Below are 26,562 nucleotides of genomic sequence, written 5' to 3'. Positions count from 1 at the left end.
CGCCGGAGCGTGTCGCCGATGAGTCCCAGAGTTCGCCTATTCGCCCTCACGATCGTCCTGCTCGGCGCGGCGGCGCCCGCCATGGCGCAGGACGCGACCGCCGGCGGGCTGCTCTTCAAGCAGCGCTGCCAGGCCTGCCACACGGTCACGCCGGGCCAGCCCTCGACGATCGCCCCCGGCCTGATCGGCGTCGTCGGCCGCAAAGCCGGCGCCACAGCCTTCAGCTACTCGCCGGCGTTGAAGGCCTCCGGCCTCACCTGGGACAAGGCGACGCTCGACAAGTTCCTGGCCGCGCCGAACAAGCTCGTGCCCGGCACCCGCATGCTGGTGATGGTCTCCGACCCCAAGCAGCGCGCCGACCTGGTGGCCTACATGGCCAGCCTCAAGAAGTGACGCTCCTGTCCCCGCCGACCTGCTCAGGTCGGCGGGGACAGGAGTCGATCCTCAGGTCGGGCGGATCAGGACGCTCTCGGTGACGCCGCCCTGTTCGACCTTCACGCCCAGGAAGCGCATGGTCTCGCCGGCGAAGTTGATGTCGGTCAGGGCCAGGCTGCGATCGCGCTTGATCTGGCTTACGTCGCTCAGCGTCAGGTGCAGAAGCATGTCGTCGCGGGAGGCGCCCGCGGCTTCCGCCTTCTCGATCTCGTTGCGGAAATGGATGGCGGCGGCGGCGCGGCGCGCGGGGGTTGAGGACGCTCTCATCGGACGGCGAAGAAGCCGTGTTCGCCGCTGACGCGCACTTGGCAGGGCTTGCCGCCGTCCTGCATCTGTCGGGCCATCTTGTGAGCGGAGGCCTTGGCGACCTCCTTGTCGCCCGAGTGGCCGAAGTGCTCGCCCTCGTGCTCCACCGCCCAGCCGCCGTCGTGGCGTAAAACCGTAAGCACTGCTCTATCTAATTCAGCTCGCATGGTGCTGCCTAACACATCTCGGACCCCCCGAGGGAAGTATTTTGGGTGTTTTCGCTTGCTTTTCGGGCCTAAGAGCCCCATTCTTTGGCCGTCAAATATCGCTTAGGCTCGCCAGGCGGCCCGCCGGAATTTTAGATTTTGGTCTCGCCTGGCATTCGACCCTCTCCGAAAATTTGATCTCACCGCTCACTCTGGGCGTGAGAACTCGTGTCCGGAAAGGGACAACTATGCAAATCGGCACCGTGAAGTGGTTCAACGGCCAAAAAGGCTTCGGCTTCATCCAGCCCGACGACGGCGGCACGGATGTGTTCGTGCACATCTCGGCCGTTGAGCGCGCGGGCATGGCGTCGCTCCACGAAGGCCAGAAGGTCGGCTTCGAACTCGAGCGCGACAAGCGCACGGGCAAGACCTCGGCTGGCCAGCTTCAAGCCGCCTAAGAGCTCAGGCTCGGGAGACGGCGCCCCCGGGGTGCCGTCGTCCTTTCGAGCCGTACGCCATGACGGTCCAGGACGAGGCTCGACGCGACCCGCAAAGGCTGGTCGGTGTTCGGCCGCTGGACAGGCGACCTGGCGGCGCGGTTGAACCGGCGCCGACTGACCGGCCGCTGAAGCATTCTGCAACGCCCCTGGAACAGCCGCCTCTCTGCACGGTTCACATTCCGTCAAATGGCGCGCCCTACGTCGCGTTCGGGCCGTCCAGGAACGAACCCGCGCCCTACAGCCGCTCGCGGCTCACCCTAGACCTCCGCCCCGGCGTGAAGGTCGATGAGACTGAGCCGCGCGCACCGCAGACCAATGCGCGGCCTTAGGGCGTCCCAGAGACTATTTTTTGAACGGAGCGCGGACCCACGCTGCTCTGATGGACAAAGTATAAGTGAATTTCAGATACACACCGGACCTCGAATCTCCTCTTACGGACATCATCGCGCGCAATCCCGCGGCGAGCCTGCAAGACCTTCGACGTTCACACCCGCTCTTACGAAACATGTCGTTGGACCAACTCGGCCTTCGGCTCGGTCAGATCATCCACCGTCGAAACACCGACTGGCTGAAGTAGCCCCCGGTCAACACAGCGAAGGAGCCGTGCCGTCATGACGAAAGGCGAACTCAGAGCCGAAGAGTATCGCGCCAGGGCGCGCGAAGCCTTGGCCTTTGCGGAGGACGCGAGCCTCGATCGCGTGCGGGAACAGCGGCAACGCGCGGCCGCCACCTGGGTCGAAATGGCCGAGGCGGAGGAAGCAAGAGAGAAGAGCCGCCAATCGGCCCCGCCGGGCGCCCCGCTCGCGGCCCCGCCGGAGACGCTACCGCCGGAAACCGCCTAATGATGCGGCGCAAAGAGCGCAAAACGTTGACTAAGGCGGAAGCAAAGGCCAAGCGCGATGCGCTATACGCGGCGCGCAAGGCCCGGACATAAAACCCTCGCCGCTTCGGAGCGGCCAAGCCACCTGACGAAGGAGCCAATATGGCGAAAGAAGAACTTGTCGAGTTTGATGGAATGATCACCGAACTGCTCCCGGAAGGCCGCTTCCGCGTGCGTTTGGAGAACGATCACGAAATCCTCGCCTACACGGCCGGCAAGATGAAGAAGAACCGGATCCGCTCCATGGTGGGCGACCGGGTCACGGTCGAAATGACTCCCTACGACATGGATCGCGGCCGCATCACCTACCGGCACAAGCCCGAAGGCCTGCGCGTCGGCGGCGCGCCGCGCCCGCAATACCGGCGGCGCTAGAGCCCGCCCCCGCCCCCCGCGTCGACATCGACGCGGGCGGCCGATCGTAGATGACGCCCCCTGGTCCCGCCCGGCTTGCTGCAAGTCTGCGGGGACAGGGAGAGGCGGCCAACACCGCGCCCCGCGCCCGGCCCCCAGACCCCGCCAGGTCACGACGAAATCCCCACCTAGGACATCCGCCCGCCGGCCATCCGCGTCCTCGTTCGGCGCATCGATGACCTTTACGCCGTCCTTATGTTCCCGGCCCCAGGCCCACGTCGAACCCTGATCCGGTTCGGCGCGAAGGTGATCCCGCTCGACCTGTGTCGAGGGAGACCGAAATGCTCGACCTTCTCTATCTGGCGCTTGGCCTCGGGGCCTTCGCCCTCTTCGGCGGATACGCCGCCCTCCTGAGGCGGCTCTGACATGCTGGAGCTTCTGATCTGGGGCGCGGGCGCGCTCGTCATCGGCGGCTACATGCTGGCCGCCCTCGTCCGACCGGAGCGGTTCTGATGAACGCCGCCGGCTGGACCGAAATCCTCCTCACCATCGCCCTGTCCGTAGCCCTCGCCTGGCCGCTGGGCGTCTATCTGGCGCGGATCTGGCGAGGCGAGCGCACCTGGCTCGACCCCGTGCTGCAGCCCGTCGAGCGGCTGGCCTACGCCGCCTTCGGCGTGAAGCGCGACCAGAGCCAGACCTGGCTCGGCTACGCCGCCAGCTTCCTGGCCTTCTCGGCGGCCAGCTTCCTGGCGCTCTACCTGATCCTGCGCTTCCAGAACCTCCTGCCGCTCAACCCGCAGGGTTTCCCGGGGCTTTCGCCGCATCTGTCGTTCAACACCGCGGTCAGCTTCGTCACCAACACCAACTGGCAGTCCTACACGCCGGAGCAGACGGTCTCGACGTTCGCCCAGATGGCGGGGTTGACCTCGCACAACTTCCTCTCCGCGGCGGCCGGGATGGGCGTGGCCGCCACCCTGGCGCGCGCCTTCGCCGCCGATCGCGGCGAGGGCCTGGGGAACTTCTGGGTCGATCTGACCCGGATCAGCCTCTACCTGCTGGCGCCGGTCTCCCTGGTGCTCGCCGTCGCCTACATGGCGCTCGGCGTGCCCCAGACCCTGTTGGCCGGGGTGACGGCGCACACGATCGAGGGCGCCAAACAGACCATCGCCCTCTTCCCGACCGCCAGCCAGGAGGCGATCAAACAGCTGGGCACCAACGGCGGCGGGATCTTCAACGCCAACTCGGCCCACCCCTTCGAGAATCCCAACGCCTGGACCAACCTCATCGAGATCGTCTCGATGAACGTGCTGGGCTACGCCTGCGTCGTGGCCTTCGGGCGCATCGTCCTGGCGCGCCGCGACGCCCGCGCCCTGGTCGCGGTCATGGCCCTCTTCGTGCTCGGCGCCTCGGCGGCCCTCTATGCGGCCGAGACCCGCCCGGCGCCGGCCCTGGTCGCCGCCCACGCCGACGCCGGCGTCAACATGGAAGGCAAGGAGGTCCGCTTCGGCGCGCCCTCGACCGCGGTCTGGACCGCGGCCACCACCGGCGCCTCCGACGGCGGGGTCAACGCCATGCACGACAGCTTCATGCCGCTGGGCGGCGGGGTCGCCCTGTTCATGATCCAGCTCGGCGAGATCCTGCCCGGCGGCGTGGGCTCGGGCCTCTACGGCATGCTGGTGATGGCCCTGATCGCGGTCTTCGTGGCGGGCCTGATGGTCGGCCGCACACCGGAGTACCTGGGCAAGAAGGTTGAGGCGCGCGAGATCAAATACGCCATGCTGGCGGTGCTGATCCTGCCGCTGGCGATCCTCGGCTTCGCCGGCGTCGCCGCCGTCCTGCCGGTCGCCCTGAAGGGCCTCGCCAACCCCGGCGCCCACGGCCTGTCGGAAATCCTCTACGCCTACTCTTCGGCCGCAGGAAACAACGGCTCGGCCTTCGCCGGCCTGACCGCCAACACCCCCTGGTGGAACACCACCCTGGGGATCGGCATGCTGCTGGGCCGCTTCGGCTATGTGCTGCCGGTGCTGGCGATCGCCGGCTCGCTCGCCGCCAAGCCCAAGCTCTCGGCGACCGCCGGCACCTTCCCGACCGACGGTCCGCTGTTCGCCGGCCTGTTGATCGGCGTCATCCTCATCATGGGCGGGCTGCAGTTCTTCCCCGCCCTCGCCCTCGGCCCGATCGTGGAGCACTTCCAGGCGCTCCAGTCGGTCGCGGCGCGCTGATCGGACATCCTCACATGGACATGACCTCCCAAGCGCTCGGCGGCTCGCGCCGCCAGGCCAACGCGCTGGCCAGCAGCTTCTCCGGCCCGATCCTGGGCCGGGCGCTGCGCGACGCGGTGCTGAAGCTCGACCCACGCAAGCTGACCGGCAATCCGGTGATCTTCGCCACCGCGATCGTCGCCATCCTCGCCGCCGTCTCGACCGCGCTGGCGATCGTCCAGGGTGGCGACTGGGGCTTCGCCCTGCAGATGGCGATCTGGCTCTGGGCCACCGTACTTTTCGCCAACTTCGCCGAAAGCGTCGCCGAAGGCCGCGGCAAGGCGGCGGCCGACAGCCTCAGGGCCTCGCGCGTGACCACCAAGGCCAAGCTGATCATCGACCCCGAGCGCGGGACCATCCTGCCCACGCCGGCCCACAAGCTCGGCGTCGGCGAGGTCGTCCTGGTCGAGGCCGGCGACGTCGTCCCCGCCGACGGCGAGATCATCGAGGGCGTCGCCTCGGTCAACGAGGCGGCGATCACCGGCGAAAGCGCGCCGGTGATCCGCGAGAGCGGCGGCGACCGCAGCGCGGTGACCGGGGGCACGACCGTGGTCTCCGACTGGATCAAGGTGCGGATCACCTCCGAGCCCGGCTCGACCTTCCTCGACCGGATGATCGCCATGGTCGAGGGCGCCGACCGGCGCAAGACGCCGAACGAGATCGCGCTCGCCGTGCTGCTGGCGGGCCTGACCCTGATCTTCCTGATCGCGGTCGTGACCCTGCTGGGCCTGGGGTCCTATTCCGGCGTGAAGCTCAGCCCGCTGGTGCTGGGCGCCCTGTTCGTCTGCCTGATCCCGACGACCATCGGCGGCCTGCTCTCGGCGGTCGGCATCGCCGGCATGGATCGGCTCCTGAAGGTCAATGTGCTGGCCACCTCGGGGCGGGCCGTCGAGGCGGCGGGCGACGTCGACACCCTGCTGCTCGACAAGACCGGCACGATCACCTTCGGCAACCGCATGGCCACCGAGGTCGTCCCCGCCCCCGGCGTCCGGCCCGAACGCGCCCTGGAGGCGGCGCTGATCGCCTCGCTGGGCGACGAGACCCCGGAGGGCCGTTCGATCGTCGCCCTGGCGCACGACCAGGGGATCCACACCGAAGCCCCCGCCGGCGCCGAGATCATCGCCTTCTCCGCCACCACCCGGCAGTCCGGCCTGAACGCCGCCGGCCGCTCCTGGCGCAAGGGCGCGGTGGACGCGGTGCTCAAGTCGCTGGGCCTAACGGCGGCGGACATGCCCGCCGAGCTGGCCGCCGCGGTGGACCGCGTCGCCCGCTCCGGCGGCACGCCGCTGGCGGTCAGCCAGGACGGCGCCCTGGTCGGCGTCATCCACCTCAAGGACGTGGTCAAGCCGGGCGTGAAGGAGCGGTTCGCCGACCTGCGCCGCATGGGGTTGCGCACGGTGATGATCACCGGCGACAACCCGGTGACGGCCGCGGCCATCGCCTCCGAGGCCGGCGTCGACGACTTCCTCGCCGAGGCCACGCCCGAGGACAAGCTGCGCCTGATGCGCGCCGAACAGGGCAAGGGGCGGCTGGTGGCCATGTGCGGCGACGGCGCCAACGACGCCCCGGCGCTCGCCCAGGCCGACGTCGGCGTCGCCATGCAGACCGGCGCCCAGGCCGCCCGCGAGGCCGGCAACATGGTCGACCTGGACTCCGACCCGACCAAGGTCATCGAGATCGTCGAGACCGGAAAGCAGCTGCTGATCACCCGCGGCGCGCTCACCACCTTCTCGATCGCCAACGACGTGGCCAAGTATTTCGCCATCATCCCGGCGATCTTCGTCGCAGGCATGCCGGCGCTGGGCGCGCTCAACGTCATGGGCCTTTCCAGCCCGAAGAGCGCCATCCTCTCGGCGGTGATCTTCAACGCCCTGATCATCGTGCTGCTGATCCCGCTGGCGCTGAAGGGCGTCCGCTACCGGGCGATCGGCGCGGCCCGGCTGCTCCAGCGCAACCTGCTGATCTACGGCCTGGGCGGCATCGTCGCCCCCTTCGTCGGCATCAAGCTCATCGACCTTCTGGTCGCCAGTCTCGGCCTGGCCTGAGGAGACGCCCATGCTCGCCCAGATCCGTCCCGCCCTCGTCTCCACCCTGGTCTTCACCCTGCTGCTGGGGGTCGGTTATCCGCTGCTGGTCACCGGGATCGGCCAGCTGGCCTTTCCCGCCCAGGCGGCCGGCAGCCTGATCCGCGACCGCGCCGGCCAGGTCATCGGCTCGCGGCTGATCGCCCAGGGCTTCAGCCAGCCGCAATACCTGCACCCGCGCCCCTCGGCGGCGGGCGCCGGCTACGATCCGACCGCCTCGGCCGGCTCCAACCTCGGCCCGCTCAACCCCGCGCTCGCCGACCGCGTCGCCAAGGACGCCGAGGCTCTGCGCGCCGCCAACGCAAGCGCCCGTGTCGCCGGCGATGCGGTGACCACCTCGGCCTCCGGGCTCGACCCAGACGTCTCGCCCGCCAATGCGCTCAGCCAGGCCGCTCGGATCGCCGCCGCCCGCGGCGTCCCCGCCGCCGAGGTCGAGCGGGTGATCCGGCGGCGCATCACGCCGCCCGCGCTCGGCGTCCTGGGTCAGCCGCGGGTCAATGTGCTCGAAACCAATCTGGATCTCGACGCCGCCTTCCCGCGGGCCCAACCTTCCGGCCAATGACTCCCGACCAGCGCCTCCGGCCCGACCCCGACGCCCTGTTGGCCGCCCAGCGCCCGGGCCGGGGCCGGCTCAAGGTCTTCCTCGGCATGTCGCCAGGGGTCGGCAAGACCTACGAGATGCTGCGCGCCGCCCGCCGCCGAAAGGCGGAGGGCGGCGACGTCGTGGTGGGCGTCGTCGAGACCCATGGCCGCAAGGAGACCCAGTCGCTGCTGCGCGGCCTGGAGGTGCTGGCGCGCATGCCGATCGACTACAAGGGCCGCACCCTGCTGGAGTTCGACATCGACGCGGCCCTGGCGCGCAAGCCGCAGCTGCTGCTGGTCGACGAATACGCCCATTCCAACGCGCCGGGCTCGCGCCACTCGAAGCGCTGGCAGGACGTCGAAGAGCTGCTGGGCGCCGGAGTCGACGTCTGGACGACGCTCAACGTCCAGCACCTCGAAAGCCTGGTCGAGGTGGTCTGGAAGATCACCGGCGTGCGGCAGCGCGAAACCGTGCCGGACCTGGCCCTCTCCGAGGCCGACGAGATCGAGCTGATCGACATCACCCCGGCCGAGCTCCGCGAGCGGATGGCCGAGGGCAAGGTCTATGTGCCGGAGACCGCCCGCCTCGCCGCCGACCGCTTCTTCAAGGTCGAGAACCTGACGGCGCTGCGCGAACTGGCGTTGCGACGCGCGGCCCAGGCGGTGGACGACCAGCTGATCGGCGCCATGCGCCGGGCCGGGGTCGAGGGGCCGTGGGCGGCGGGCGAGCGGATCCTGGTGCTCGCCGGTCCCGACGCCATGGCGAGCGCCCTGGTCCGCGCGGGCCGGCGGTTGTCCGACATGATGATGGACGCGCCCTGGACGGTGGCCCACGTCGAGCGGCCGAACACCACGCCGCCGTCGACCGCCGCGGCCCAGCGGCTGCGCGAGGCGTTGAAGCTCGCCGAACAGCTCGGCGGCTCCAGCATCACCCTGACGGGCGACGACCTGGTCGCCAGCGTGATCGGCTATGCCCGGCGCAACAACGTCACCCAGATCGTCGTCGGGCGAAGCGCGCGGCGCCGCTGGCCGTTCCGCCGGGACCTGATCCGCGCCCTGCTGGACGAGGCCGGCGGGGCGGCGCTGCACGTCATCACCGAGACCTCCGACGCGGCCCTGCCCGAGCGTCCGGCGCGGCGCATCCTGCACGACCTGCCGTGGGCCGGGCACCTCGGCGCCCTGGCCACCGTCGGCCTGGCGGCCGCAGCCGCCTGGGTCGTCGACCGCTACGCCGACAACGCCAACCTGGCCATGGTCTTCATGCTCAGCGTGCTGGTCTCGGGCCTGGCGCTTGGCTTGTGGCCGGCGGTGACGGCGGCGGCGGCCACGGCCCTGGTCTACAACTTCTTCTTCCTGCCGCCGCGGCTGACCTTCTACATCGGCCATGCGGCGGACGTGTTCACCTTCGCCGTCTTCTTCGCCGTGGCCATGACCACCGGATGGCTGACCGGCCGGGTGCGCGACCAGGCTCGTGCGGTGGCCCGCCGCGCCTCGGCCATCGCCGCGGTGCTGGCCGCCACCCGCCGCCTCTCCGCCGCCGCCAAGGCCGAGGGCGCCGCCACCGTGCTCGCCGAACAGCTGGAGGCGGCCACGGGCGCCAGGGCGGTCGTCCTGACGCCGTCGGGCGACGACATCGCCCTCACCGCAGCGTCTCCGGCCGGAGAGGTCCTGAGCGCCGGCGACATGGCCGCCGCCCGCTGGGCCTGGGAGCACGGGGAGCCGGCCGGAGCGGGCACCGGCACCCTGCCTGCCGCGCTTTGGACCTTCCGTCCGCTGCAGGGGGTGGCCTCGCGCGCCGGGGTGGTCGGGGTCGCCCCTCAGGCCGTCGCCACCGAGGACGGCGAGCGCTTCGTCGCCGCCCTGCTGGACCAAGGCGCCGTCGCCCTGGAACGCGCGGAATTCGCCGCCGCGGCCGCCGACGCCGAGGCCCTGCGGCGCACCGACAGCCTGCGCTCGGCCCTGCTCAACTCGGTCAGCCACGACCTGCGCACGCCGCTCGCCACCGTGCTCGGCTCGGTCACCACCCTGATCGACTACGGCAAGTCGCTGGCGCCGCGGGTGCGCGACGACCTGCTGGTGTCGATCCGCGAGGAGGCCGAGCGGCTGAACCGCTACGTCGGCGACCTGCTGGACATGACCCGGCTGGAAGGCGGCGCCCTCGTCACCCGCCAGGAATGGGTCGACGTGCGCGACGTGCTGCGCGCGGCCGTCGCCCGGGTCCAGCGCCGGCTGGAGAGCCGCACGGTGGCCTGGGACTTCCCGACTCAGGTGACCACCCTGGTCGCCGACCCGTCATTGCTGGAGCAGGCCCTGGTGAACATCCTGGAAAACGCCATCGTCTACAGCCCCGACGGGACCGCCATCGAGGTCGCCGCCTACGAGGATCGCCGCAATGTGGTGATCAGCATCGAGGACGAGGGGCGCGGCATACCGACGGCCGAGCTCGCCCGAGTGTTCGAGAAGTTCCGCCGCATGGACGAGGCGACCGACCGCGGCAAGGGCGCCGGCCTCGGCCTGGCGATCTCCAAGGGCTTCGTCGAGGCCATGGGCGGGCGCATCGCCGCCGCCTCGCCGATTCACGATGGACGCGGCACCCGGATCCTGATCAGCCTGCCCAAGGACAGGCCGACGCCGGAGGCGCTGCTTTGAGCGCGTACAAGCCGCGGATCCTGGTGATCGACGATGAGCCGCAGATCCATCGCTTCCTGGGCCCCGCCCTGGACGCCGCCGGCTACGAGCCGGTTCGCGCCGACACCGCCGCCGACGGGCTGAAGGAGATCGCCCGCAAACCCCCGGACGCCGTGGTGCTCGACCTCGGCCTGCCGGACCTCGACGGCAAGGAGACCCTGATCAAGGCGCGCGCCTTCTACGACGGGCCGATCCTGATCCTCTCGGCGCGCGACCGCGAGACCGAGAAGATCGACGCCCTCGACCTCGGCGCCGACGACTATGTGGAAAAGCCGTTCGGCGTCGGCGAACTGCTCGCCCGGCTGCGCGTCGCCCTGCGCCACCGCCTGCGCGACCAGGGCGCCGAGCCCATCGTCTCCGTCGGCGACCTGACCATCGACCTCGTCAAACGCCTGGTCACCCGCGCCGGCGAGGCGCTGCGCCTGTCGCCGCGGGAGTACGACCTGCTGGCCCAGCTGGTGCAGGGAGCCGGCAAGGTGGTCACCCACCGCCAGCTGCTGACCGCCGTGTGGGGGCCGGCGCACGAGGCGGACGTCCAGTACCTGCGGGTGTTCGTCGGCCAGTTGCGGCAGAAGATCGAGCCCGATCCCGCCACGCCGCGCCTCATCGTGACCGAGCCCGGCGTCGGCTATCGCTGGCTCGGATGACCCTCAGCTCCGCGTCGCGATACGGCCATCGCGTTCATAGGCGGCGACGTCGTTGATCTGCATACGACCCTTCTAGCTCGACCGCCTGGGCGGAAAGAACTTGCGCCTCCAGCACTTGGACAGCCGCCGTGACGCCCGATATTAAGGTTGTTCGAGTGGACTCTGGCGCTGGAAGGCCTGATTCAGGCCTCCGTTGGCGCGTGACATGGGGATATCGATTGGCTTCCTTCTGCCTCAGCCTTCGGGCGCGCTCGTAATGCGCCGGCGGCTACTGGGCGTGCTCGCCCTGATCGCCTCGGCCTGGCTGGCCTCGGCGAGCCAGGCCTCAGCGGCGGAGCCCGACGTGTTCGGCGTCTGGCGCAATCCGAAGAACACGGTCCATCTGGAGATCAAGCCGTGCGGCGGCTCGGCCTGCGGCTATGTGATCTGGGCCTCGCCGAAGGCGCAGGCCGACGCACGCAAGGGCAGCGGCAAGGAGCTGATCGGCATGCAGCTGCTACGCGACTTCGAACGCGCCGGCCGCAGCTGGCGCGGCAAGGTCTTCGTGCCCGATCTGAACATGACCCTCGGCGGCGCGGCGCGGCCGATCGACGCCGGCCATCTGGAAGCCAAGGGCTGCCTGGTCGGCGGGCTGCTCTGCAAGTCCCAGGTCTGGTCGCGCCTTCCGCCCAGCGACAGCTAGCAGACGGAACCTAGGCAGGTCGGCGCCTCAGACCCTGCCCGCGCTGCGCGGCAGGGTCGCGGTGTAGAGGGTTTGTCCGGTCAGATCGCGGAACTGCAGCTCCATGGCCGCGTCCGCCAGCCGGAAGGCCGCGAAGCCCGACCGTCCGAGGCAGTATCGCGTGCCGTCGATGGCGACGACCTTGTTGCTCTCCGAGCCCGCGCCCGTGCAGATGTAGTCGACGCGGCCGCGCCGGATGTGCTGCAGGTCGTGGTCGTGGCCGTTGATATAGGCCTGCACGCCGAACGCCTCGAGGAGCGGGGCGACCCGGGCGAGCAGCATGGGCGAGTCGCCGTGCGCGCCGGAATAGATCGGATGGTGGCCGACGACGATCTTCCACGGCGCTTGCGAGGCGGCGAGCGCGCCGCGCAGCCAGGTCAGCTGCGGCTCGGCCTTCTCGGCCCACCAGTGACCGCGGACCAGCTGCTGCACCCGTTCATCGAGGTTGCCGACATCCACCATCGGCGCGGTGTCGATGACGAAGAGATCGAGGTTGGGCACGCCCAACTGCGCGCCCGGAACCTCGTAATAGCGGCTGGGCATGCGCCAGCGCCGGCTGAGGCGGGTATAGTCGACCTGGGCCTGGGGATCGCCGCGGTAGTCGTGATTGCCGAGCGCCGCGTACCAGGGGGTCTGCAGGGAGGCGTCGGTGTAGACCGCTTCGAAGGACTCCTTCCAATGCCGATCCGTGACGGATTTCACCCCGCCGGGATAGAAGTTGTCGCCAGCCGAGATGACGAACCCGCTGGCGAGCTCGCGCGCCGCGCCGGTCATCGCCTGGGCTACGGCGCTCTGCACCGGAGCTCCGTTTTGCCCCCAGTCGCCCACCGCCAGAAAGGCGGCGGGCGCGGCGGCTCGGCCCGAGGCGAAGGCGGGCGCCGCCGCGAGGCTGACGAGACCGGCGAGACCGGCCAGCAAGGCGCGGCGATGCACAGGCGCGCCAGCCGCATTGTCGTGCAGCCTCGCCCCCGCTAGGTGCAGTCCATGGGGCTCGGCAAGGACATCTGGCGGATCGGCGTGGTTCAGGCGCCCGCCGATCAGCTCGCGGCGGACGGCCTGGAGGACTGCGCCGTGCGCTGGGTCGACGGCGGCCGGGCTTTCAGCTTCCTCGCCGATCCGTTCGGCCTGTGGCGTGACGGCGCCCTGCATGTCTTCGCCGAAGCCTACGACTACCGGACGCGGCGCGGAGTGATCGAACACCTGCAGTTCGACTCCGGGCTGCAGCTGAAATCGCGACGGACGGTGCTGCAGGAGCCCTGGCACCTGTCCTATCCCTTCCTTCTGGAGGCCGAGGGCGAGACCTGGATGATCCCGGAGGCGCACCGCTCCGGGGCGCTTACCCTCTACCGCGCCGCCGACTTCCCCAGCCGCTGGGAGCCGGCCGTCCGGCTCGAGCTCGACACCGCCGCCATCGACCCGACGCTGTTCCGCCATGGCGACCTCTGGTGGCTGGCCTATTCCCCCGACGGGACCCAGGCCGAGAAGCAGGGGCGACTGCATCTGGCCTTCGCCGAGCGGCTCGCCGGTGCCTGGACGCCGCATTCCGGCAATCCCGTCCGCATCGACCGCGCGAGCAGCCGTCCCGGCGGGACGCCCTTCGCGTTCGAAGGGAGCCTGCGCCTGCCGGTGCAGGACTGCAGCCGGACCTATGGCGGGGCGATCCGCCTCCTGCGCATCGACGAGCTGAGCCCCGATCGCTTCCGCGCCGAGGCCGGCCCGCCGCTTGCGCCCCCGGCGTCGGCCGGCGCCTTTCAGGATGGGCTGCATACGTTCGCCTCCTGCGGCCCAGTTACCCTCATCGACGTGAAGCGGATAGACCGCTCTCCGGCCGGGCTTGCGATCGAGGTGGCGCGCCGGCTCGGGCGCTGAGCGGCAGGCGCGCCATCACCTCCGCCCCGGCCCGGGCGAAGGCCTCGGCGCCGAAGCGGTCCAGGACTCGCGCCCGCGCCGCTTCGCCCAGGGCGGCGAGCCGCTCGGGGCGCGACAGCAGGTCGGTCAGCGCCCGAGCCAGGGCCTCGGGATCGCCCGGCGGGACGACGCGGCCGGTCTCGCCGTCCACCACGCTGAACGGCATCTCTCCGACCGCCGAGACCACGGTCGGCAACCCGGCCTGCATTGCCTCGTGGGCGGCGATGCACAGCCCTTCGGACCGCGAGGGCTGGATGTAGAGGTGGAGCCCCGCCAGGACGTCCCGCGGGCGCTCGGTGAAGCCGGCCAGACTGACGTTGTCGAGGCCGTGGTTCGCGACGGCGCTTTCCAGCGCCTCGCGCTGGGCGCCCTCGCCGCAGATCCGCAGCTCGAACGGCGCGTCGGGGCGGAACCCCTGAGCGAGCATCCGCGCGAGGGCCCCGACCAGGACGTCGTAGCCCTTGACCGGGTGCAGTCGCCCGAGGCTGCCCAGGCGGATCGGCTCTCCCGGCCGCCAGGGCGCAGCCCGCGGCGCCCCGGCGTCGGCGGCGAACAGCGGCCAGACGGCCAGTTGGTCGGCCGGCACGCCGAGACGCTCGCGGGTCAGCTGCGCCACCGAGTGGGAGTCGGCGATCCAGAGGGCCGAGCGGCCCCGCTGCGCCCGCAGCAACAGCCGGTTCATCGGCTTCAGGAAGGCGGCGTGCTGCCAGCTGACCACCGGCAGGCCGCGCAGCTGGCCGACCAGCTGGCCCAGCAAGGTCGCGCGCGTCAGCGAGGTCCAGATCAGATCGGCGCGGAAGGCGCTGATCGCGCGGTCGAGCCAGCCCACGGCCGCCGCATGGTCCTGCTCGCCGCCATCCCTCCTGATGGAGGGGCGGACATGCACCGTCAGGCCGGCGTCGGTCATGGCCTGGACGGCGCGGCCGTCGCGCCGCGTCAGGGCGAAGACCTCGACGCTCGCGCCGTGATCGCGCAGCAGGCGCGCGACCGCGGGCGCCGGCAGCGCCGCGCCGCCGCCCTCGACCGAATTGATGACGTAGGCGATCCGCATCGTCAGGCCTCCGCGCTCACGGCCGCCGGCCGCGGAGCCGCGGTCGCCTCTACCAGGAAGAGGGCCAGCAGCCCCACCGCGACCAGCGCCTGCAGCACCACCTGGACGCCGGCTCCGGTCAGCCCGCGCCATTGCAGCAGGACGGGCAGCGCCAGCAGCAGCGCCGTGGCGCTGAGGAAGTTGGCGCGCATGGAGAGGCCGGGCCGGCCGAGCGCGGTCAACGCCGCGCTCATCGGCGGCCCGGCCAGCAGGATGGCCCGGGCGAGCGCCAGCCACAGCATGACCACGCCGGCGGCGGCGAACCCCTCGCCGGCGATCAGCACCGCCAGCCGCTCGCCGAACAGGGCGATGACCAGGCAGACGGGCGCGGCGGCGACCAGGGCGGCGGTCACCGCCCGGCGCAGGACATCCCTGAGGCCCTGCCCGCGGTCGCCCCTGGCCACCAGATGGGCAAGCTCCGCATAGGCCGCCTGGCCGAGGACCTGGGCCGGCTGGGCGAGCACCGACGTGGCGCGCTGGGCCACCGCGTAGAGGCCCGCAGCCCCGGGTCCGAGCACGAAGCCCACCGCCAGGGGCGTGACCCGGCCCGACAGCTCGGCCAGGGTGACGTCGATGTTGGCGCCCCACATGAAGCGCCACAGGCCGGGGTTCTCCCGCCGCACCCCGCGCAAGCCCGGCGCGAGGTCGGCCCGGAACAGCCGGCCGCGCGCGGCGAAGGCCCCGAGCGCCCACATGGCCAGCCATTCGGCCAGCGCCGCGACCAGCCAGGCGATCAGGAAGCCGCGCAGCCCTGCGTGGGTGAAGGCCGCCACGGCCGCGCCAGCCAGTCGCACCGTCGGCGCGACGAGGTTGTGCAGACCGAGGAGGTCGAACCGGCCGGTGAGCTGCAGATAGCCCGCCGGGGTCGCGCGAATGGTCGAGAGCACCGCCAGGCTGTAGGGGGCGGCGAGCGCCATGGCCGCAGGCGGCCAGCCGAGTCTGGGACCGACGACCGGCGCCAGGAGGGCGGCGGCGGCGATCGCCAGCAGGCCGCAGCCCGTCTCGACCAGGCCGGCGAAGGCGATCAGGCGGGTCAGCCGCGGCCGGTCGTCGTCGGCCAGGGTCTGGGCGCCGTAGCGGACCACGGCGTGCCAGCCGGGAAACTCGATGATGCCGGCCACCGTCATCGCATAGGTGTGGACCAGGACCAGGACGCCATAGTCCACCCGGCCGAGGGACCGCGCGGCGATGGCCAGATAGACCAGGCTGATCAGGCCGGCGGCGGCCTTGCCGCCCAGCAGCCGGCCGAGGTTGGCGTAGATGCGCCGGACGACGCTCGCAGCTTCAGGCACGGGCGACGCCCAGAAGGCCCTGCGCCGGGGCCAGGCCCGGGGCCGGCAGTCCGCAGAATTCGGCGAGCGCGCGGGCCGCCCGGATCGAAGACGGCTCGTCCGTCAGATCGAAGCTGCGCTCGAACAGAGTCTGCTGGATCGGGCGATAGAGGTCCCAGTGCTCCCGCCGGGCGGACAGCAGCGCCGCGCCGAGCTCACCCGCGCGCTCGATCACCGGGCCTGCGCGCCAGTGGGCGAAGTTGGGGTCGCCTTCCCAGGCGTGGCGACCCGGATTGAGGAAGACGCACGGCCGGGGCCGTAGAAGGAACTCGTAGACCTGGCTGCTGACGTCGCCCAGGTAGACGTCGGCCCGATGGGTGTAGGCCATGTTGGTGCAGGCCCGGCTGCCCAGGTCGATGTGGATGTTGGACGCGCGCAGATAGCGTTCCTCGATACGCCCGGGCCGGTCCAGGCGGAGCCTGTCGACGGTCAGGACGAAGCGGCGCTCGAACAGCATCACATGGGGGGCGAAGATCAGGTGATGGTCGTCGTGCTCGACGAACCAGTCGAGCACCTGCCGGCCCATGGCGAACCACGACGAGAGATGCGGCGACGGGTGCGGATTGTAGAGCACCACAGGCCGTCCGTCGTCGATCACGGGATGCACCGGCCCGCCGAGCGCCAGATCGAACTTCGGATAGCCGACGATGGAGATGACCGCGGGATCCAGGCCCGCCTCCTGCACCAGCCGGTCGCGGATCTTGGGCCCGGACACCATCACATGGTCGAAGCCCGCGCTCGCCTTGTCGAAGCCGATCGCCCGGTCGCCGGCGCCATGCCGCGTATGGACGATCCGCAGATTCTTCAGCCCGTGGCGCGTCTTCAGGATCAGCGACGTCTTTTCCGCCACCACGAGCACGTCGAGCGAGCGGAAGAAATCCAGGTTGTCGCCGTAGACCAGGAGCCTGGTCGCGGGCGCGACGCCTTCGAAGGCCTGTTTGGCTAGGCGACTCGTCGTGCGCGTCAGGCCCAGCTCCACCAGCCGGATCCGCGGGCCGATCAGCCCCAGCCCCAGCCGTATGACCTCCGCGCTCAGCCGCCGATTGGTGGTGGCCACCACGATCTCGACCGAAGACTGGGCGCGGGCCAGGGCCAGGGCGATCGGCAGGCTGTGGGCTACCTGGTGCACCTGGTCGTGATTGAAGAGGAATCCGATCTTCATGACGCGTTGACGACGCTGGCGACGACCTCCCTCAATCCCGCCGGCTGTTTTCGGCCGCCGCCGCCACGATCCGGCGATTGCGTCGGCGCGACGAATGCCCGAACAGTCTGGCTCTGTTGTTCCGGGAGTCGCCCCGCCCCCATGGCCGATCCGCCGCCGCTGATCGCCGCCTACATGCGCAAGCGTGCGGACCTCGTGCGCTTCTTCACCCTGCGCACGGGCTCGGCCGCGACGGCGGAGGATCTGGTCCAGGACCTCTACGTCAAGATCAGCGACATAGTCCCGCCGCCGGACATGCGCAGCGCCGAGGCCTTCCTCTATCGCGTCGGCTCGAACCTGATGCTCGACCGCAACAAGGCCCAGCGCCGGCAGGCCGCCCGCGACCACGCCTGGAGCCAGGCGGCCGGCGGCGACGGGCCCGAACCGGTCGACCAGGAGGCGCCGGCGGATGAGGCGGTGGCCTCGCGTCAACGATTGGAACGCCTGCTCGCGCGCCTGGACCGCCTGCCGCCGTCGGTCGCCGCCGCCTTCCGCCTGCACAAGTTCGACGGATTGAGCCACAGCGAGGTGGCCGAGCGCCTCGGCGTCTCACGAAGCTCGGTCGAGAAGTACATCATGAGCGCGCTGCGCGCCCTGACCGCGGATGAAGAACCATGACTTGCGGAGCCGGCCGAACCGCGTCGTCTAGACTCCAGGAGTCCTTCGCAAACCCATGACGGGGTCATCCGACAGATCGCCGATTCCAGACGCCGTCCGCGAGCGGGCGGCGGACTGGCACGTGCGCCTGGGCTCGGACGAGGCCGGCGACGCAGACTGGCTCGACTTCGAATCTTGGCTGGCCGAGGACCCGGTCCACCTGCAGGCCTATGAGCTCGTCGAACAGCTGTGGTCCGACCTCGACGCCCTGGCGCCTCTGGCGGCGTCGCCCCAGGCCCCCTCGCCCCCGCCCGCAAACATAACCCCGCTGCTCCCGAAGCCGCGAGCGCGGCGGACGCCGGTCTGGATGGGCGCCGTGGCCGCCAGCCTGCTGGCGATGATCGTCATCGGCGGGACCTTCGGAGGCGTGAGCTTCTGGGCGAACCGGCCCAGGACCGAGACCTTCGACACCGCCATCGGCGAACGCCGCGTGGTGGCGCTCGCCGACGGCACCCACATCACCCTGAATGGCGGCTCCCACCTTACCGCCACCCTCGGCCGCCGCGAGCGCCGCGTGGTGATGGCCAGCGCCGAAGCGGCGTTCGACGTCGCCAGGGATCCCGACCGGCCCTTCTTCATCGAGGCCGGCGACCGGGAGATCCGGGTGGTCGGGACCGAGTTCAACGTGCTGCACCAGGACGGAGACGTGAAGGTCACGGTCCGGCGCGGCGTGGTCGAGGTGCGGCCCAAGGGCGCGAAGTCCGCTCCACCGCTGGCGCGGCTGACCAAGGGCCAGTCGCTGACCCACCGCAAGGGCCAGGCCGCCGACGCCGTCGGCGCGGCCGACCCCGACGCCGCCCTGGCCTGGACCACGGGCCGGCTGGTGTTCCAGGGCGAACCGCTGTCCGAGGTCGCGGCCACCCTCGCCCGCTACGGCCGCCGGCCGATCGAGGTGGCGCCGGACGCCAGGAACATGCGCGTCACCGCCAGCCTGAACATCGGCTCGCAAGAGGAGATGGCGCACAGCCTGTCCGATTTCCTTCCGGTGCAGGTCGAGCGGCGAACCGATAGGCTCCGCCTCAGCCTGCGTCGCTAGACGCGTCGGATCGTCGGAAGCGTGATGGGAAAGAGGCCGCGCGGCCAGCGAGCCATCGGCCTCGCTGCGAGCCTGATCCTGGGCCTGCCGGCGACGGCGCGCGCGTCCGACCCTGTCTTCGCCATCCCGAAACAGCCGCGCGAGAGCGCCTTGCTCGCGCTGGCGCAGGAGGCCGGCCTGTCGCTCGGCTTCGCGCCCGACGCCCATTGCGCCGGCCACGCCAGCCTCTCCGGCGCAATGAGCGTGGATCGCGCGCTCGATCGGCTGCTCGCCGGCTCCGCTTGCCGCGCCCTGCGGCCGGACGCCCGCACCATCGTGATCCGCGCGCGGCCGGACGCCACTGCGTCGTCGCCGGCGGAGCCTGCCGCCCTTCCGGCGCCGGCGGTGGAGCCGCGGACCGTCGCCGAACTGGTCGTCACCGCCGACAAGACCCCACGGCTGCTCTCCGCCGCCCCCTACGCCCTCACCGCGGCGACCGACGCCGAGCTCGGCCGCGCCGGCGTCGCGGACGACGAGAGCCTGCCGCTGCTCGCCGCGGGGGTGACGGTGACCAACCTGGGTCCCGGTCGCGACAAGATCCTGCTGCGGGGCCTCTCGGACGGGCCGCTGACCGGCCACACCCAGTCGACCGTCGGCCTCTACCTCGGCGACCTTCGGCTGACCTACAACGCCCCCGATCCCGACCTGCCGTTGATCGACATCGAGCGGATCGAGGTCCTGCGCGGTCCGCAAGGCTCGCTCTACGGCGCGGGCTCCATCGGCGGGGTGCTGCAGATCACGCCCAATGCGCCCGACACCCGAGCCCGCAGCGGACGCGTCACGGCCTCGCTGTCCTCGACCGCCCATGGGTCGCCGTCGCACCAACTGCAGGGCCTGTTCAACCAGCCGTTCGCCGGCGGCGACGCCGCGGTCCGGGTCGTCGCCTGGTCCGAACGGACGGGCGGCTACATCGACAATCCGGCTCGCGGCCGCAAGGACGTGAACCGCAGCCGCCGCAGCGGCGTGCGCCTGGCGGCCGTTTGGCGACCGGCTGCAGACCTCGACCTCGCGCTCACCGTCATCGACCAGAACATCGACACCCGCGACGCCCAGTACGCCGACCCCGTCGTCGGCCCCCTTGCCCGCCGGTCCGAGGTCGCCGAACCGCACGACAACGACTTCCGGGCGCTGGACCTCGGCCTGCATTGGGAGCCGAGCTGGGGGCGGCTGACAGCCAGCCTCGGCGCGCTCGATCACGACGTCGGGACCACCTACGACGCCACGGCCGCCCCCTTCGCCCTGGCGCCCCCCGGCGCCAGCCCCCCGACCTTCCAGGATCGCAACGAGATTCGCACCCTGGTCGCCGAGACGCGCCTTGCTTCGACCGGACCCGGCCGCTTCCATTGGACGATCGGCGCCTTCGCCGCGTTCGGCGACCAGCGACTGGACGGCAAGATCATCGCCGCCGGACCGGCGGGGAGCTATCTCGAGATCCGCCGCGACGATCTGCGCGAACGCGCCGTCTTCGGCGAGACCTCCTACGACCTCACCTCGAGGCTGACGCTGTCCGCGGGCGGGCGGCTCTTCGATTCCCGGCTGAAGACCTATTCCCAGGTCAGCGTCGACGGCCCGGTCCGCGCCTTCAGCGGCCGCAGCAGCTACAAGGGCTTCGCGCCGAAGCTTCTGGCGGCGTACCGGCCGCGGTCGAAGCTCACCCTCTACGCCCAGGCGGCCGAGGGCTACCGGACGCCCGGCTTCAACACCGCCGGGGCGGTCGACCAGGCCTTTGCCGAACCGGGCGGCGTACAGCCGCTGCGCCGCTACGCCGGCGACGAGCTGTGGAGCTACGAGCTTGGCGGCCGCTGGCGCTCGCCAGCCCTGGGCCTGTCGCTGCGCGCGGTGGCCTTCCAGGCCGACTGGACCGACATCCAGGCCAACCAGATCCTGCCCTCGGGCCTGCCGTTCACCGCCAACCTCGGCGACGGCCGCAGCCGCGGCGTCGAGGCCGAGGCCAGCTATGTCCGAGGCCGGCTCGCGTTGAGCGGCAATATCGTCCAGCAGGATTCCGAGGTCCGCAGCCCGGCCCCCGGCCTCGCCATCCCGAAGGGATCGGGCCTGCCCGGCATGCCCGACCGCTCCTTCGCCCTCTCGGCCGCCTACAGCCTGCCGCTGCGCAACGACTGGAGCCTGGAGCTCAGGACCAGCTTCACCTACGTCGGGCGCTCGACGCTGGCCCTCGACGCGGCCGCGAGCGCGGCCATGGGAGGCTACGGCGATCTCGGCGCGGCGGCGACCCTGTCGAGCGCCAACGTCCGCGCCAGGCTGTTCGTCCGCAACCTGCTCGACGAGCACGGCGACACCCTCGCCTTCGGCAATCCCTTCGCCTTCCGCACCCAGGCGGCGACCACGCCGCAACGCCCGCGAACTCTTGGCGTCGAGGTCTCTCGCGCCTTCTGAGGATGCGGACTCCTGCTGGCTTTCTGGGCCAACTCGGAAGTTTATTGCGCAATATACGGCCCAACCGGCATTTACTTCGCTCCAGAGTCCTTAAAGTCATGAACGTGTCGCCTAGCGAGGACCTGTTTCGCGCGCGCCGATTTCGGACGGGGAGATTCGTCCAGGCGGGGCGTTCGAACTCAAACTGCGAAAGATGAGCCGCAATCGATGGCCAGCCGACGTACAGGGACGCTGAAACACCTCTCCGACGCCGTCCTGACCGAAGCCTTGGCGCGCGCGCCCTCGGATCACTTCATCATCTGGAACGGGCGGCCCTGCCCGGCGCAGTCTGGTTCGATCCGCTCCCAGGCGCTCGCCCTCGTCGCCGAGGTCTGGGAGCCGGTTCCGCTGCGGGTTCTACTGACCCGCGCCGCGCGGCTTTCCGGCCTGTCGGGCCTGGACCCGGATACGGTGCGCAGCGCGGTGCGCATGCACCAGAGCGCCAGCCAGGCCTCCTATTTCCTGGTGCGACGGACCCTCTCCGGCGACTACCTGGCGGTGGCCGACGTGCCCTGCCCTTCCTCGGGCGCCCGACGGTTGAGCGCCGGCGACCGCATCCTCGGTCGCGCCGGCGAGCGGTTCGACGACACGGGCGCCGCGAACGAGGACCAGGCCGCCGGGACGCTGCGAGTCGGCTGACAGCCGGCGGACGCGGGACACGCAGGTCGATGACGACGCCCGACCTAAAACGGCGTCGAGTTTACACAACTATAGGTAATGCCAGGTCTAGCTTGCAGCTCCTTGCAACGGAGGCCTTGATGACCTTGCCCGACCTTCGGCTCGCCGCGCTCGCTCTTGCAGCCGCCCTCAGCCTGAGTCCTGGCGCAACCGCGTTCGCACAGAACACGGAGGCCGCCTTTCGCACCTCCACCCTCAATTTGTCTGCGACGGGCGAGGTTCGGGCGCCGCCCGATATCGTCACCCTGGCCCTGGGTGCGACAAGCGAAGCGTCGAGCGCCCAGGCCGCGACGACGCAAACCACGCAACGGATCAATGCTGTCGTCGCGGCGCTTCGGCGGCAAGGGATCGCGCCGCGGGATATCCAGACCCAGTACGTCAACCTGACTCCGCGATATTCCGACAACTCCAACGCCCCCCGCGAGATCATCCCCCAACGGGCGACGACCGCGTTGATGGTGACGGTTCGGGACATCGACCGCGCCGGAGCGCTGATGGACATCGCCATCGCCGCCGGCGCCAATCAGGTCCAGGGGGTTCGATTCGGCCTCAGCGACCCCGCGGCCGCGAAACGCCAGGCGCGCGACACCGCGCTCCGCGCCCTGCAGGACAACGCCGCCCAGGTCGCCGACGTGATGGGACACCGGGTCGTGCGCCTCGTCACCGTCAGCGCCCAAGCCTATTCGGAAATCGTTATGACGGCCAACCGGGTGCAAGAACCCTCGGCGCCCGGCTCACGTTTCGAGCCCGGCGAGATCGTGATTAACGCCAACGCGAACGGCGTCTTCGAGATCGCGCCGAAATAGCCGGGCGCGCCGCCGCGGCAAAGCCGCCCTGACCGGCCGCGCGGCCTCTCCTTGCGGGTCAGCCGGCGTCGCGCAGCAGATCGATCAGCGCCGGCGCCTCGGCCAGCGCGCGCAGTGCGTCGTTCAGGTGGGTGCAACCGGCGGGGCCGGCGAGCTCAGCCAGCACCTTCTCTCGCAGGTCCGGCAGCGGCGTGCCGATCAGCCGCGACAGGTTGGCGACGGCCGACGGGCATTCGATGAAGGGCAGCACGCGCGGCTCGGCGTCGATCGACAGCACCCGCAGCGATTTGGGATCGGCGGTCACGCCCAGCCGGTACTCGTGCAAAGCCGCCCGGCCGCCCGCCGGCGTCGAGCCGCTGTCCTGGAAGGCGGAGTCGATGACGATCACCTCGTCCAGGCTGACGTCGATGCGCCGCGCGCGACGCAGGCCGACGGACTCCTGGCGGGTGAACGCATGCCAGCCTCCGGGGTCCTCGGGATGGCGCAGGTCCGGCGCCGGCGTCGGCGCCTCATTCGACGGGCTCACCCGCCCGTCCAGATCGAAGGCGCTCGAGCCCGGAACGTGACCGATACAGACGTTTTCCCGGTTCTTGAAAGCCTTGCCCATCTCCGGGTCGTTCATGGCGGCGCGCATGGTCGCCAGCCAGTCCGGATTCCACTGCGACCAGGCCCAGCCGGCGACCAGGCTCGCGCCGGAGAGGTCGTCGAGGATCAGGTAGAGCGGCGTGGCGCCGGCCCGCTCCTGCGGCATGACCTCGGTCAGTACGCCGCGCAGGCGTCCGCCGCCGCGCTGGCCGATCAGCTGGGCGATCGCCGGACGGGCGGGCCTGGCCTCGATCGCCGTGATCTTGCGTTCGGACGTCACCCGCGCCTCGAACATGTCCTCGGCGCAGACGACCGCGGGTCCGCCCGAACGGGGCGTGACGAGGTCCCGCGCGCGCCCGACGAAACGCATGTCGCCATCACGTCCGTCCGGCCAGGAGACGTCGATGCTCGAGGTTCGGCGCACCGAGCCCGGCCGGCGGAGCGGCGCGGGGCCGGCGGAGCAGCGGGGCGGGCCCAAGGCGATGTCGTTCAATGTCGTGCCCTCGCGAAAGCGGATCGGCTCGACTCTGGACCCTTCGTCCGCCGACGATCCACCTCTTTCATAATGGACCGTCCGCCGCGCCGCCCCAAGCCCGGCCCTTACACCTTGATGTTGTAGACCTTGGCGGCGTTGCCGGAGAGGACCTTGACCTTCTCCTCTTCGGTGAGGCCGGCCATGGCCTTGTCCATGTCGTCGACCGGATAGAGGCAGACCGGGTGCGGGAAGTCGGTCTCGAAGAGGACGTTGTCGACGCCGACCGCCTTGATGGTGTGGGTGAGGTCGCGCCGCTCGAACCAGAAGCAGGCGTGGAAGTTGGACTTGAAGTACTCGCTGGGCAGGCGCTGCAGCCTGGCGACGTTGGCCCCGGTCTCCTTGTACTCGTAGTCGATCGCCTCGAGGATGAAGGGGATCCAGCCGATGCCGCTTTCCACCGAGACGAACTTCAGCCCGGGGAAGCGGTCCAAGAGGCCCGAGAGGATCAGGTTGCCCATCACCCGGCCGTTGTTGATGAACAGCATGGCGCCGCCGAGCGCGGCGCGCATGTCGTAGTGCAGGCCGGGCCACCCTTGCGCGCCGACGAAGTCCATCGACTGCTCCGAGGCGCCGATGTGGAAGTTGACCGGCATGTCGAGGCTTACGCAGGCCTCCCACATCGGGTTCCAGTGCTCGTCGCCGAGGTCCGGCAGCCGCGAGCCGTCGGCGCGGATCAGGTAGTGCGGGTCGGAGTTGATGTTGATGCCCTTGAGCCCCATCGCGTGGCTCCGCTCGATCTCCTTCACCGACAGGTCGACGTCCCACCAGGGGATCAGCGCCATCGGGAAGATCCGCTCGCCGCTCTCGCGCTGGATGTCGGCCATGGCGTCGTTGAAGATCTGCACGCTGACCAGCCGCAGATCCTCGTCGACCTGCACCGCGTTCTGGCCGCCGAAGCCGAGGATGTTCGGATAGAGGATCTGGGCGGTGATCCCCATGGCGTCCATCATCTGGACCCGTTCGCGGGTCGAGTGGGAGGCCAGGTGCACCTCCTCGAACTGGTGGTTGATGAACTCCAGTCCCGGCCACTTCGAGCCGTCCAGCGTCACCGTCGAGGCCGGGACCGCCCCCTTCAGCAGGATCTTGTCGCCGTCGATCACCCAGGAGCGGACCCCGTCCACCACCTTCACCTGCGGCACCCGATCCAGGTACTTCGCCGGCGCGCGCTTGAGCCAAAGGTCGTGCGGCTCGACCAGGTGGGTGTCGACGTCGATCACCTTGCGGCCGCCGAACACGGCGGGATTGTTCAGCACGGGCTTGTTCATGGGTGGGAGCCTCCGGATTGCTTGTTAGCCGCGCGCGAGCGGCGAGACGGTGACGGGCGCGTCCGTGCGCCTGTCGCGGGGGATTGCGAGGGTCGTCCGATCGCCGCCCCTCATTGGATGACGGCGCCCGCCTTCAGGCGTGCAACCTCGGCGGCGCCGAGCCCCAGGCTGGTGAGGATGTCGTCGGTATGCTCGCCCAGCAGCGGGGCGCGGCGCGGCTCGATCGGCCCACACTTCCCGTCGAAGCCGACAGGACCGGCGGCCAGCCGCACCGGGGTCCCGTCAGAGACCTCGACGTCGAACATGTAGCCATTGGCCAGGGCCTGGGGATCCTCGGCGACCTCGTGGATCGTCTGGACCAACTCCCAGGGCGCGTCCCAGACCTCGAAGATCGGCCGCCAGTCGGCCCAGTCGCGCTCGGCGAACGCCGCGGCGATCTCGGCGGTCAGCAGCACCCCGTTCTCGACCCGGCCGTCGGCGTCGGCGAAGCGCGGATCCTCGAGCAGGTCGGTGCGCCCGATGATGCGGCACAGCGGCGCCCAATACCGATCCGGATCCAGGAACATCAGCATGACCCAGCGGCCGTCGCGGGTCCGGTAGGAGGTCCGCAACGGGAACCGCGCCTGGTCGGTGACCGCCATCAGCTGCTCAGGGGTGCGCGTCTGGCTGACCACGATGTCGGCGGAAAGGATCCACATGGCGTTGGCCAGCAGGGAGATGTCGACCACCGAGGGCTCGCCGGTCTGGGCGCGCTTGAAGAGGGCGCCGGCGATCCCATAGGCCACGGCCGTCGCCGAGGCGTGATCGCCGAGCGCGCCGCGGGGATTGATCGGGCGGTCCTGGCCAGGCGGACGCATGATGTGGCCGAAGCCGCCGCGCGACCAGAAAGCCGAGGCGTCATAGCCCGCCTTGTCGATTTCCTTGCCCTTGAAACCGACGCCATTGCCGCGGGCGTAGATCAGCTTCGGATTGCGCGCGCGCAGGGTCTCGACGCCCAGACCCAGGGCTGCGATCGCCTTCGGCCGCAGGCTGGTCAGGAAGACGTCCGCCGTTTCGATCAGCTTGAGGAACACCTCTCGCCCTTCCGGCGACTTCAGATCGATGGCGACGCTCTTCTTGCCGCGGTTGTTCTGTTCCAGCGAGAGGTTCGCGGACGCCGTGTTGCGGCCGTCGGCGATGTTGAGCGTGCGGTACGGATCGCCCGAGCCCGGCGGCTCGACATGGACCACCTCGGCGCCCTGGTCGGCCAACAAGGCCCCCGCCGCAGGCACGAAAACGAACTGGGCCAGCTCGACGACCCGGACGCCTGAGAACACGCCACCCATGCTCAATTCCGACCTCCCTATAAGCGCCTCGTTTCCCGGCACGACCGGAGCCTCGCCTGAGATCCATCG

At 70.6% G+C, this 26,562-nt stretch carries 27 protein-coding genes; 18 read left to right on the top strand and 9 right to left on the bottom strand.

What is annotated here, in order from left to right:
- The first annotated feature begins 18 nt into the window (after positions 1–18).
- Positions 19–393 (top strand): c-type cytochrome, encoded by a 375-nt coding sequence (locus ACSQ2B_RS03165; RefSeq protein ID WP_436047261.1) that lies wholly within the window; start codon positions 19–21, stop codon positions 391–393.
- 51 nt (positions 394–444) lie between these two features.
- Here the strand turns inward: ACSQ2B_RS03165 and ACSQ2B_RS03160 are convergent, their stop codons facing one another.
- A complete protein-coding gene (locus ACSQ2B_RS03160; protein WP_436047259.1) occupies positions 445–702 on the bottom strand; it encodes a hypothetical protein in 258 nt (85 codons plus the stop codon).
- On the bottom strand, positions 699–884 hold the full coding sequence (locus ACSQ2B_RS03155; RefSeq protein WP_436047257.1) for a hypothetical protein: 186 nt from the start codon (positions 882–884) through the stop codon (positions 699–701). The genes ACSQ2B_RS03160 and ACSQ2B_RS03155 overlap by 4 nt, the downstream gene beginning before the upstream one ends.
- A 251-nt stretch (positions 885–1,135) precedes the next feature.
- Here ACSQ2B_RS03155 and ACSQ2B_RS03150 point away from each other — a divergent pair, with 251 nt between their 5' ends.
- The 11 genes from ACSQ2B_RS03150 (at position 1,136) to ACSQ2B_RS03100 (ending at position 11,562) form a co-directional block, all read left to right on the top strand.
- Positions 1,136–1,345: a cold-shock protein gene (locus ACSQ2B_RS03150; protein WP_436047255.1), complete on the top strand. Its 210-nt coding sequence runs from the start codon at positions 1,136–1,138 to the stop codon at positions 1,343–1,345.
- 653 nt (positions 1,346–1,998) lie between these two features.
- Complete coding sequence (locus ACSQ2B_RS03145; protein WP_436047254.1) at positions 1,999–2,229, top strand: hypothetical protein; 231 nt, start codon at positions 1,999–2,001, stop codon at positions 2,227–2,229.
- Positions 2,229–2,321, top strand: coding sequence for a DUF6481 family protein (locus tag ACSQ2B_RS03140; RefSeq protein ID WP_436047252.1), 93 nt, complete (start codon positions 2,229–2,231; stop codon positions 2,319–2,321). Before ACSQ2B_RS03145 ends, ACSQ2B_RS03140 begins: the two co-directional genes overlap by 1 nt.
- 48 nt (positions 2,322–2,369) lie before the next feature.
- Positions 2,370–2,639 carry a translation initiation factor IF-1 gene (gene infA / locus ACSQ2B_RS03135; protein WP_436047250.1) on the top strand — a complete coding sequence of 90 codons (270 nt, stop codon included), beginning with the start codon at positions 2,370–2,372 and terminating at the stop codon, positions 2,637–2,639.
- 405 nt (positions 2,640–3,044) lie between these two features.
- On the top strand, positions 3,045–3,131 hold the full coding sequence (locus tag ACSQ2B_RS03130; RefSeq protein ID WP_436049570.1) for a potassium-transporting ATPase subunit F: 87 nt from the start codon (positions 3,045–3,047) through the stop codon (positions 3,129–3,131).
- Positions 3,131–4,840 carry a potassium-transporting ATPase subunit KdpA gene (kdpA, locus tag ACSQ2B_RS03125; protein WP_436047248.1) on the top strand — a complete coding sequence of 570 codons (1,710 nt, stop codon included), beginning with the start codon at positions 3,131–3,133 and terminating at the stop codon, positions 4,838–4,840. Before ACSQ2B_RS03130 ends, kdpA begins: the two co-directional genes overlap by 1 nt.
- Positions 4,841–4,860: 20 nt before the next feature.
- Complete coding sequence (gene kdpB / locus ACSQ2B_RS03120; protein ID WP_436049568.1) at positions 4,861–6,924, top strand: potassium-transporting ATPase subunit KdpB; 2,064 nt, start codon at positions 4,861–4,863, stop codon at positions 6,922–6,924.
- A 10-nt stretch (positions 6,925–6,934) separates the two neighbouring features.
- Positions 6,935–7,525: a potassium-transporting ATPase subunit KdpC gene (kdpC, locus tag ACSQ2B_RS03115; protein ID WP_436047246.1), complete on the top strand. Its 591-nt coding sequence runs from the start codon at positions 6,935–6,937 to the stop codon at positions 7,523–7,525.
- The gene (locus ACSQ2B_RS03110) at positions 7,522–10,194 is read left to right on the top strand and encodes a DUF4118 domain-containing protein (protein ID WP_436047244.1); all 2,673 of its coding nucleotides are present in this window, start codon (positions 7,522–7,524) and stop codon (positions 10,192–10,194) included. The genes kdpC and ACSQ2B_RS03110 overlap by 4 nt, the downstream gene beginning before the upstream one ends.
- Positions 10,191–10,880, top strand: a complete 690-nt coding sequence (locus ACSQ2B_RS03105) for a winged helix-turn-helix domain-containing protein (protein ID WP_436047242.1) — start codon at positions 10,191–10,193, stop codon at positions 10,878–10,880. The genes ACSQ2B_RS03110 and ACSQ2B_RS03105 overlap by 4 nt, the downstream gene beginning before the upstream one ends.
- A 256-nt stretch (positions 10,881–11,136) precedes the next feature.
- Positions 11,137–11,562, top strand: a complete 426-nt coding sequence (locus tag ACSQ2B_RS03100) for a DUF2147 domain-containing protein (RefSeq protein ID WP_436047240.1) — start codon at positions 11,137–11,139, stop codon at positions 11,560–11,562.
- A 27-nt stretch (positions 11,563–11,589) separates the two neighbouring features.
- Here the strand turns inward: ACSQ2B_RS03100 and ACSQ2B_RS03095 are convergent, their stop codons facing one another.
- Positions 11,590–12,534, bottom strand: coding sequence for a purple acid phosphatase family protein (locus ACSQ2B_RS03095; protein WP_436047238.1), 945 nt, complete (start codon positions 12,532–12,534; stop codon positions 11,590–11,592).
- Positions 12,535–12,585: 51 nt separating this feature from the next.
- Here ACSQ2B_RS03095 and ACSQ2B_RS03090 point away from each other — a divergent pair, with 51 nt between their 5' ends.
- A complete protein-coding gene (locus ACSQ2B_RS03090; RefSeq protein WP_436047236.1) occupies positions 12,586–13,470 on the top strand; it encodes a glucosamine inositolphosphorylceramide transferase family protein in 885 nt (294 codons plus the stop codon).
- On the opposite strand, the gene ACSQ2B_RS03085 is transcribed toward ACSQ2B_RS03090, so the two are convergent.
- Genes ACSQ2B_RS03085 through ACSQ2B_RS03075 form a run of 3 tightly spaced genes read right to left on the bottom strand, consistent with a single transcriptional unit; the run spans position 13,397 to position 17,092 of the window.
- Positions 13,397–14,560, bottom strand: coding sequence for a glycosyltransferase family 4 protein (locus ACSQ2B_RS03085; RefSeq protein ID WP_436047234.1), 1,164 nt, complete (start codon positions 14,558–14,560; stop codon positions 13,397–13,399). The two genes, ACSQ2B_RS03090 and ACSQ2B_RS03085, sit on opposite strands and share 74 nt — an antisense overlap.
- Before the next feature lie 2 nt (positions 14,561–14,562).
- Complete coding sequence (locus ACSQ2B_RS03080) at positions 14,563–15,891, bottom strand: lipopolysaccharide biosynthesis protein (RefSeq protein ID WP_436047233.1); 1,329 nt, start codon at positions 15,889–15,891, stop codon at positions 14,563–14,565.
- Positions 15,884–17,092 (bottom strand): hypothetical protein, encoded by a 1,209-nt coding sequence (locus tag ACSQ2B_RS03075; protein WP_436047232.1) that lies wholly within the window; start codon positions 17,090–17,092, stop codon positions 15,884–15,886. The genes ACSQ2B_RS03080 and ACSQ2B_RS03075 overlap by 8 nt, the downstream gene beginning before the upstream one ends.
- 141 nt (positions 17,093–17,233) lie before the next feature.
- On the opposite strand from ACSQ2B_RS03075, the gene ACSQ2B_RS03070 reads away from it, so the two are divergent.
- The 5 genes from ACSQ2B_RS03070 (at position 17,234) to ACSQ2B_RS03050 (ending at position 22,783) form a co-directional block, all read left to right on the top strand.
- Positions 17,234–17,749, top strand: coding sequence for a sigma-70 family RNA polymerase sigma factor (locus ACSQ2B_RS03070; RefSeq protein WP_436047231.1), 516 nt, complete (start codon positions 17,234–17,236; stop codon positions 17,747–17,749).
- Between the two features lie 55 nt (positions 17,750–17,804).
- Positions 17,805–18,824 carry a FecR family protein gene (locus ACSQ2B_RS03065; protein ID WP_436047229.1) on the top strand — a complete coding sequence of 340 codons (1,020 nt, stop codon included), beginning with the start codon at positions 17,805–17,807 and terminating at the stop codon, positions 18,822–18,824.
- A gap of 24 nt (positions 18,825–18,848) precedes the next feature.
- Positions 18,849–21,260 carry a TonB-dependent receptor gene (locus ACSQ2B_RS03060; RefSeq protein ID WP_436047227.1) on the top strand — a complete coding sequence of 804 codons (2,412 nt, stop codon included), beginning with the start codon at positions 18,849–18,851 and terminating at the stop codon, positions 21,258–21,260.
- Between the two features lie 207 nt (positions 21,261–21,467).
- Positions 21,468–21,938, top strand: a complete 471-nt coding sequence (locus ACSQ2B_RS03055) for a hypothetical protein (RefSeq protein WP_436047225.1) — start codon at positions 21,468–21,470, stop codon at positions 21,936–21,938.
- A 29-nt stretch (positions 21,939–21,967) separates the two neighbouring features.
- Positions 21,968–22,783 carry an SIMPL domain-containing protein gene (locus tag ACSQ2B_RS03050; protein WP_436047224.1) on the top strand — a complete coding sequence of 272 codons (816 nt, stop codon included), beginning with the start codon at positions 21,968–21,970 and terminating at the stop codon, positions 22,781–22,783.
- A 58-nt stretch (positions 22,784–22,841) separates the two neighbouring features.
- Here the strand turns inward: ACSQ2B_RS03050 and ACSQ2B_RS03045 are convergent, their stop codons facing one another.
- The 3 genes from ACSQ2B_RS03045 to ACSQ2B_RS03035 all read right to left on the bottom strand — a co-directional run bounded on the left by ACSQ2B_RS03045 (position 22,842) and on the right by ACSQ2B_RS03035 (position 26,493).
- Positions 22,842–23,861: a DUF2889 domain-containing protein gene (locus tag ACSQ2B_RS03045; RefSeq protein WP_436047222.1), complete on the bottom strand. Its 1,020-nt coding sequence runs from the start codon at positions 23,859–23,861 to the stop codon at positions 22,842–22,844.
- Between the two features lie 107 nt (positions 23,862–23,968).
- Positions 23,969–25,168 (bottom strand): amidohydrolase family protein, encoded by a 1,200-nt coding sequence (locus ACSQ2B_RS03040; RefSeq protein ID WP_436047220.1) that lies wholly within the window; start codon positions 25,166–25,168, stop codon positions 23,969–23,971.
- 110 nt (positions 25,169–25,278) lie between these two features.
- A complete protein-coding gene (locus ACSQ2B_RS03035) occupies positions 25,279–26,493 on the bottom strand; it encodes a CaiB/BaiF CoA transferase family protein (protein WP_436049566.1) in 1,215 nt (404 codons plus the stop codon).
- Positions 26,494–26,562: the final 69 nt, after the last annotated feature.

The organism is Phenylobacterium sp. LjRoot225 (assembly GCF_964252855.1).
Taxonomy (GTDB): Bacteria; Pseudomonadota; Alphaproteobacteria; order Caulobacterales; family Caulobacteraceae; genus Phenylobacterium.
The sequence above is the reverse complement of the archived record's forward strand: the minus strand, read 5'-3'. Positions and strand labels throughout refer to the sequence as shown.

Excerpts from the sequence above, each read along its gene's own strand:
- ACSQ2B_RS03165 (WP_436047261.1), top strand. The coding sequence starts at position 19 with ATGAGTCCCAGAGTTCGCCTATTCGCCCTCACGATCGTCCTGCTCGGC.
- ACSQ2B_RS03160 (WP_436047259.1), bottom strand. The coding sequence starts at position 702 with ATGAGAGCGTCCTCAACCCCCGCGCGCCGCGCCGCCGCCGCCATCCAT.
- ACSQ2B_RS03150 (WP_436047255.1), top strand. The coding sequence starts at position 1,136 with ATGCAAATCGGCACCGTGAAGTGGTTCAACGGCCAAAAAGGCTTCGGC.
- ACSQ2B_RS03145 (WP_436047254.1), top strand. The coding sequence starts at position 1,999 with ATGACGAAAGGCGAACTCAGAGCCGAAGAGTATCGCGCCAGGGCGCGC.
- ACSQ2B_RS03140 (WP_436047252.1), top strand. The coding sequence starts at position 2,229 with ATGATGCGGCGCAAAGAGCGCAAAACGTTGACTAAGGCGGAAGCAAAG.
- infA (WP_436047250.1), top strand. The coding sequence starts at position 2,370 with ATGGCGAAAGAAGAACTTGTCGAGTTTGATGGAATGATCACCGAACTG.
- ACSQ2B_RS03130 (WP_436049570.1), top strand. The coding sequence starts at position 3,045 with ATGCTGGAGCTTCTGATCTGGGGCGCGGGCGCGCTCGTCATCGGCGGC.
- kdpA (WP_436047248.1), top strand. The coding sequence starts at position 3,131 with ATGAACGCCGCCGGCTGGACCGAAATCCTCCTCACCATCGCCCTGTCC.
- kdpB (WP_436049568.1), top strand. The coding sequence starts at position 4,861 with ATGACCTCCCAAGCGCTCGGCGGCTCGCGCCGCCAGGCCAACGCGCTG.
- kdpC (WP_436047246.1), top strand. The coding sequence starts at position 6,935 with ATGCTCGCCCAGATCCGTCCCGCCCTCGTCTCCACCCTGGTCTTCACC.
- ACSQ2B_RS03110 (WP_436047244.1), top strand. The coding sequence starts at position 7,522 with ATGACTCCCGACCAGCGCCTCCGGCCCGACCCCGACGCCCTGTTGGCC.
- ACSQ2B_RS03100 (WP_436047240.1), top strand. The coding sequence starts at position 11,137 with ATGCGCCGGCGGCTACTGGGCGTGCTCGCCCTGATCGCCTCGGCCTGG.
- ACSQ2B_RS03090 (WP_436047236.1), top strand. The coding sequence starts at position 12,586 with ATGGGGCTCGGCAAGGACATCTGGCGGATCGGCGTGGTTCAGGCGCCC.
- ACSQ2B_RS03085 (WP_436047234.1), bottom strand. The coding sequence starts at position 14,560 with ATGCGGATCGCCTACGTCATCAATTCGGTCGAGGGCGGCGGCGCGGCG.
- ACSQ2B_RS03075 (WP_436047232.1), bottom strand. The coding sequence starts at position 17,092 with ATGAAGATCGGATTCCTCTTCAATCACGACCAGGTGCACCAGGTAGCC.
- ACSQ2B_RS03070 (WP_436047231.1), top strand. The coding sequence starts at position 17,234 with ATGGCCGATCCGCCGCCGCTGATCGCCGCCTACATGCGCAAGCGTGCG.
- ACSQ2B_RS03065 (WP_436047229.1), top strand. The coding sequence starts at position 17,805 with ATGACGGGGTCATCCGACAGATCGCCGATTCCAGACGCCGTCCGCGAG.
- ACSQ2B_RS03060 (WP_436047227.1), top strand. The coding sequence starts at position 18,849 with ATGGGAAAGAGGCCGCGCGGCCAGCGAGCCATCGGCCTCGCTGCGAGC.
- ACSQ2B_RS03055 (WP_436047225.1), top strand. The coding sequence starts at position 21,468 with ATGGCCAGCCGACGTACAGGGACGCTGAAACACCTCTCCGACGCCGTC.
- ACSQ2B_RS03050 (WP_436047224.1), top strand. The coding sequence starts at position 21,968 with ATGACGACGCCCGACCTAAAACGGCGTCGAGTTTACACAACTATAGGT.
- ACSQ2B_RS03040 (WP_436047220.1), bottom strand. The coding sequence starts at position 25,168 with ATGAACAAGCCCGTGCTGAACAATCCCGCCGTGTTCGGCGGCCGCAAG.
- ACSQ2B_RS03035 (WP_436049566.1), bottom strand. The coding sequence starts at position 26,493 with ATGGGTGGCGTGTTCTCAGGCGTCCGGGTCGTCGAGCTGGCCCAGTTC.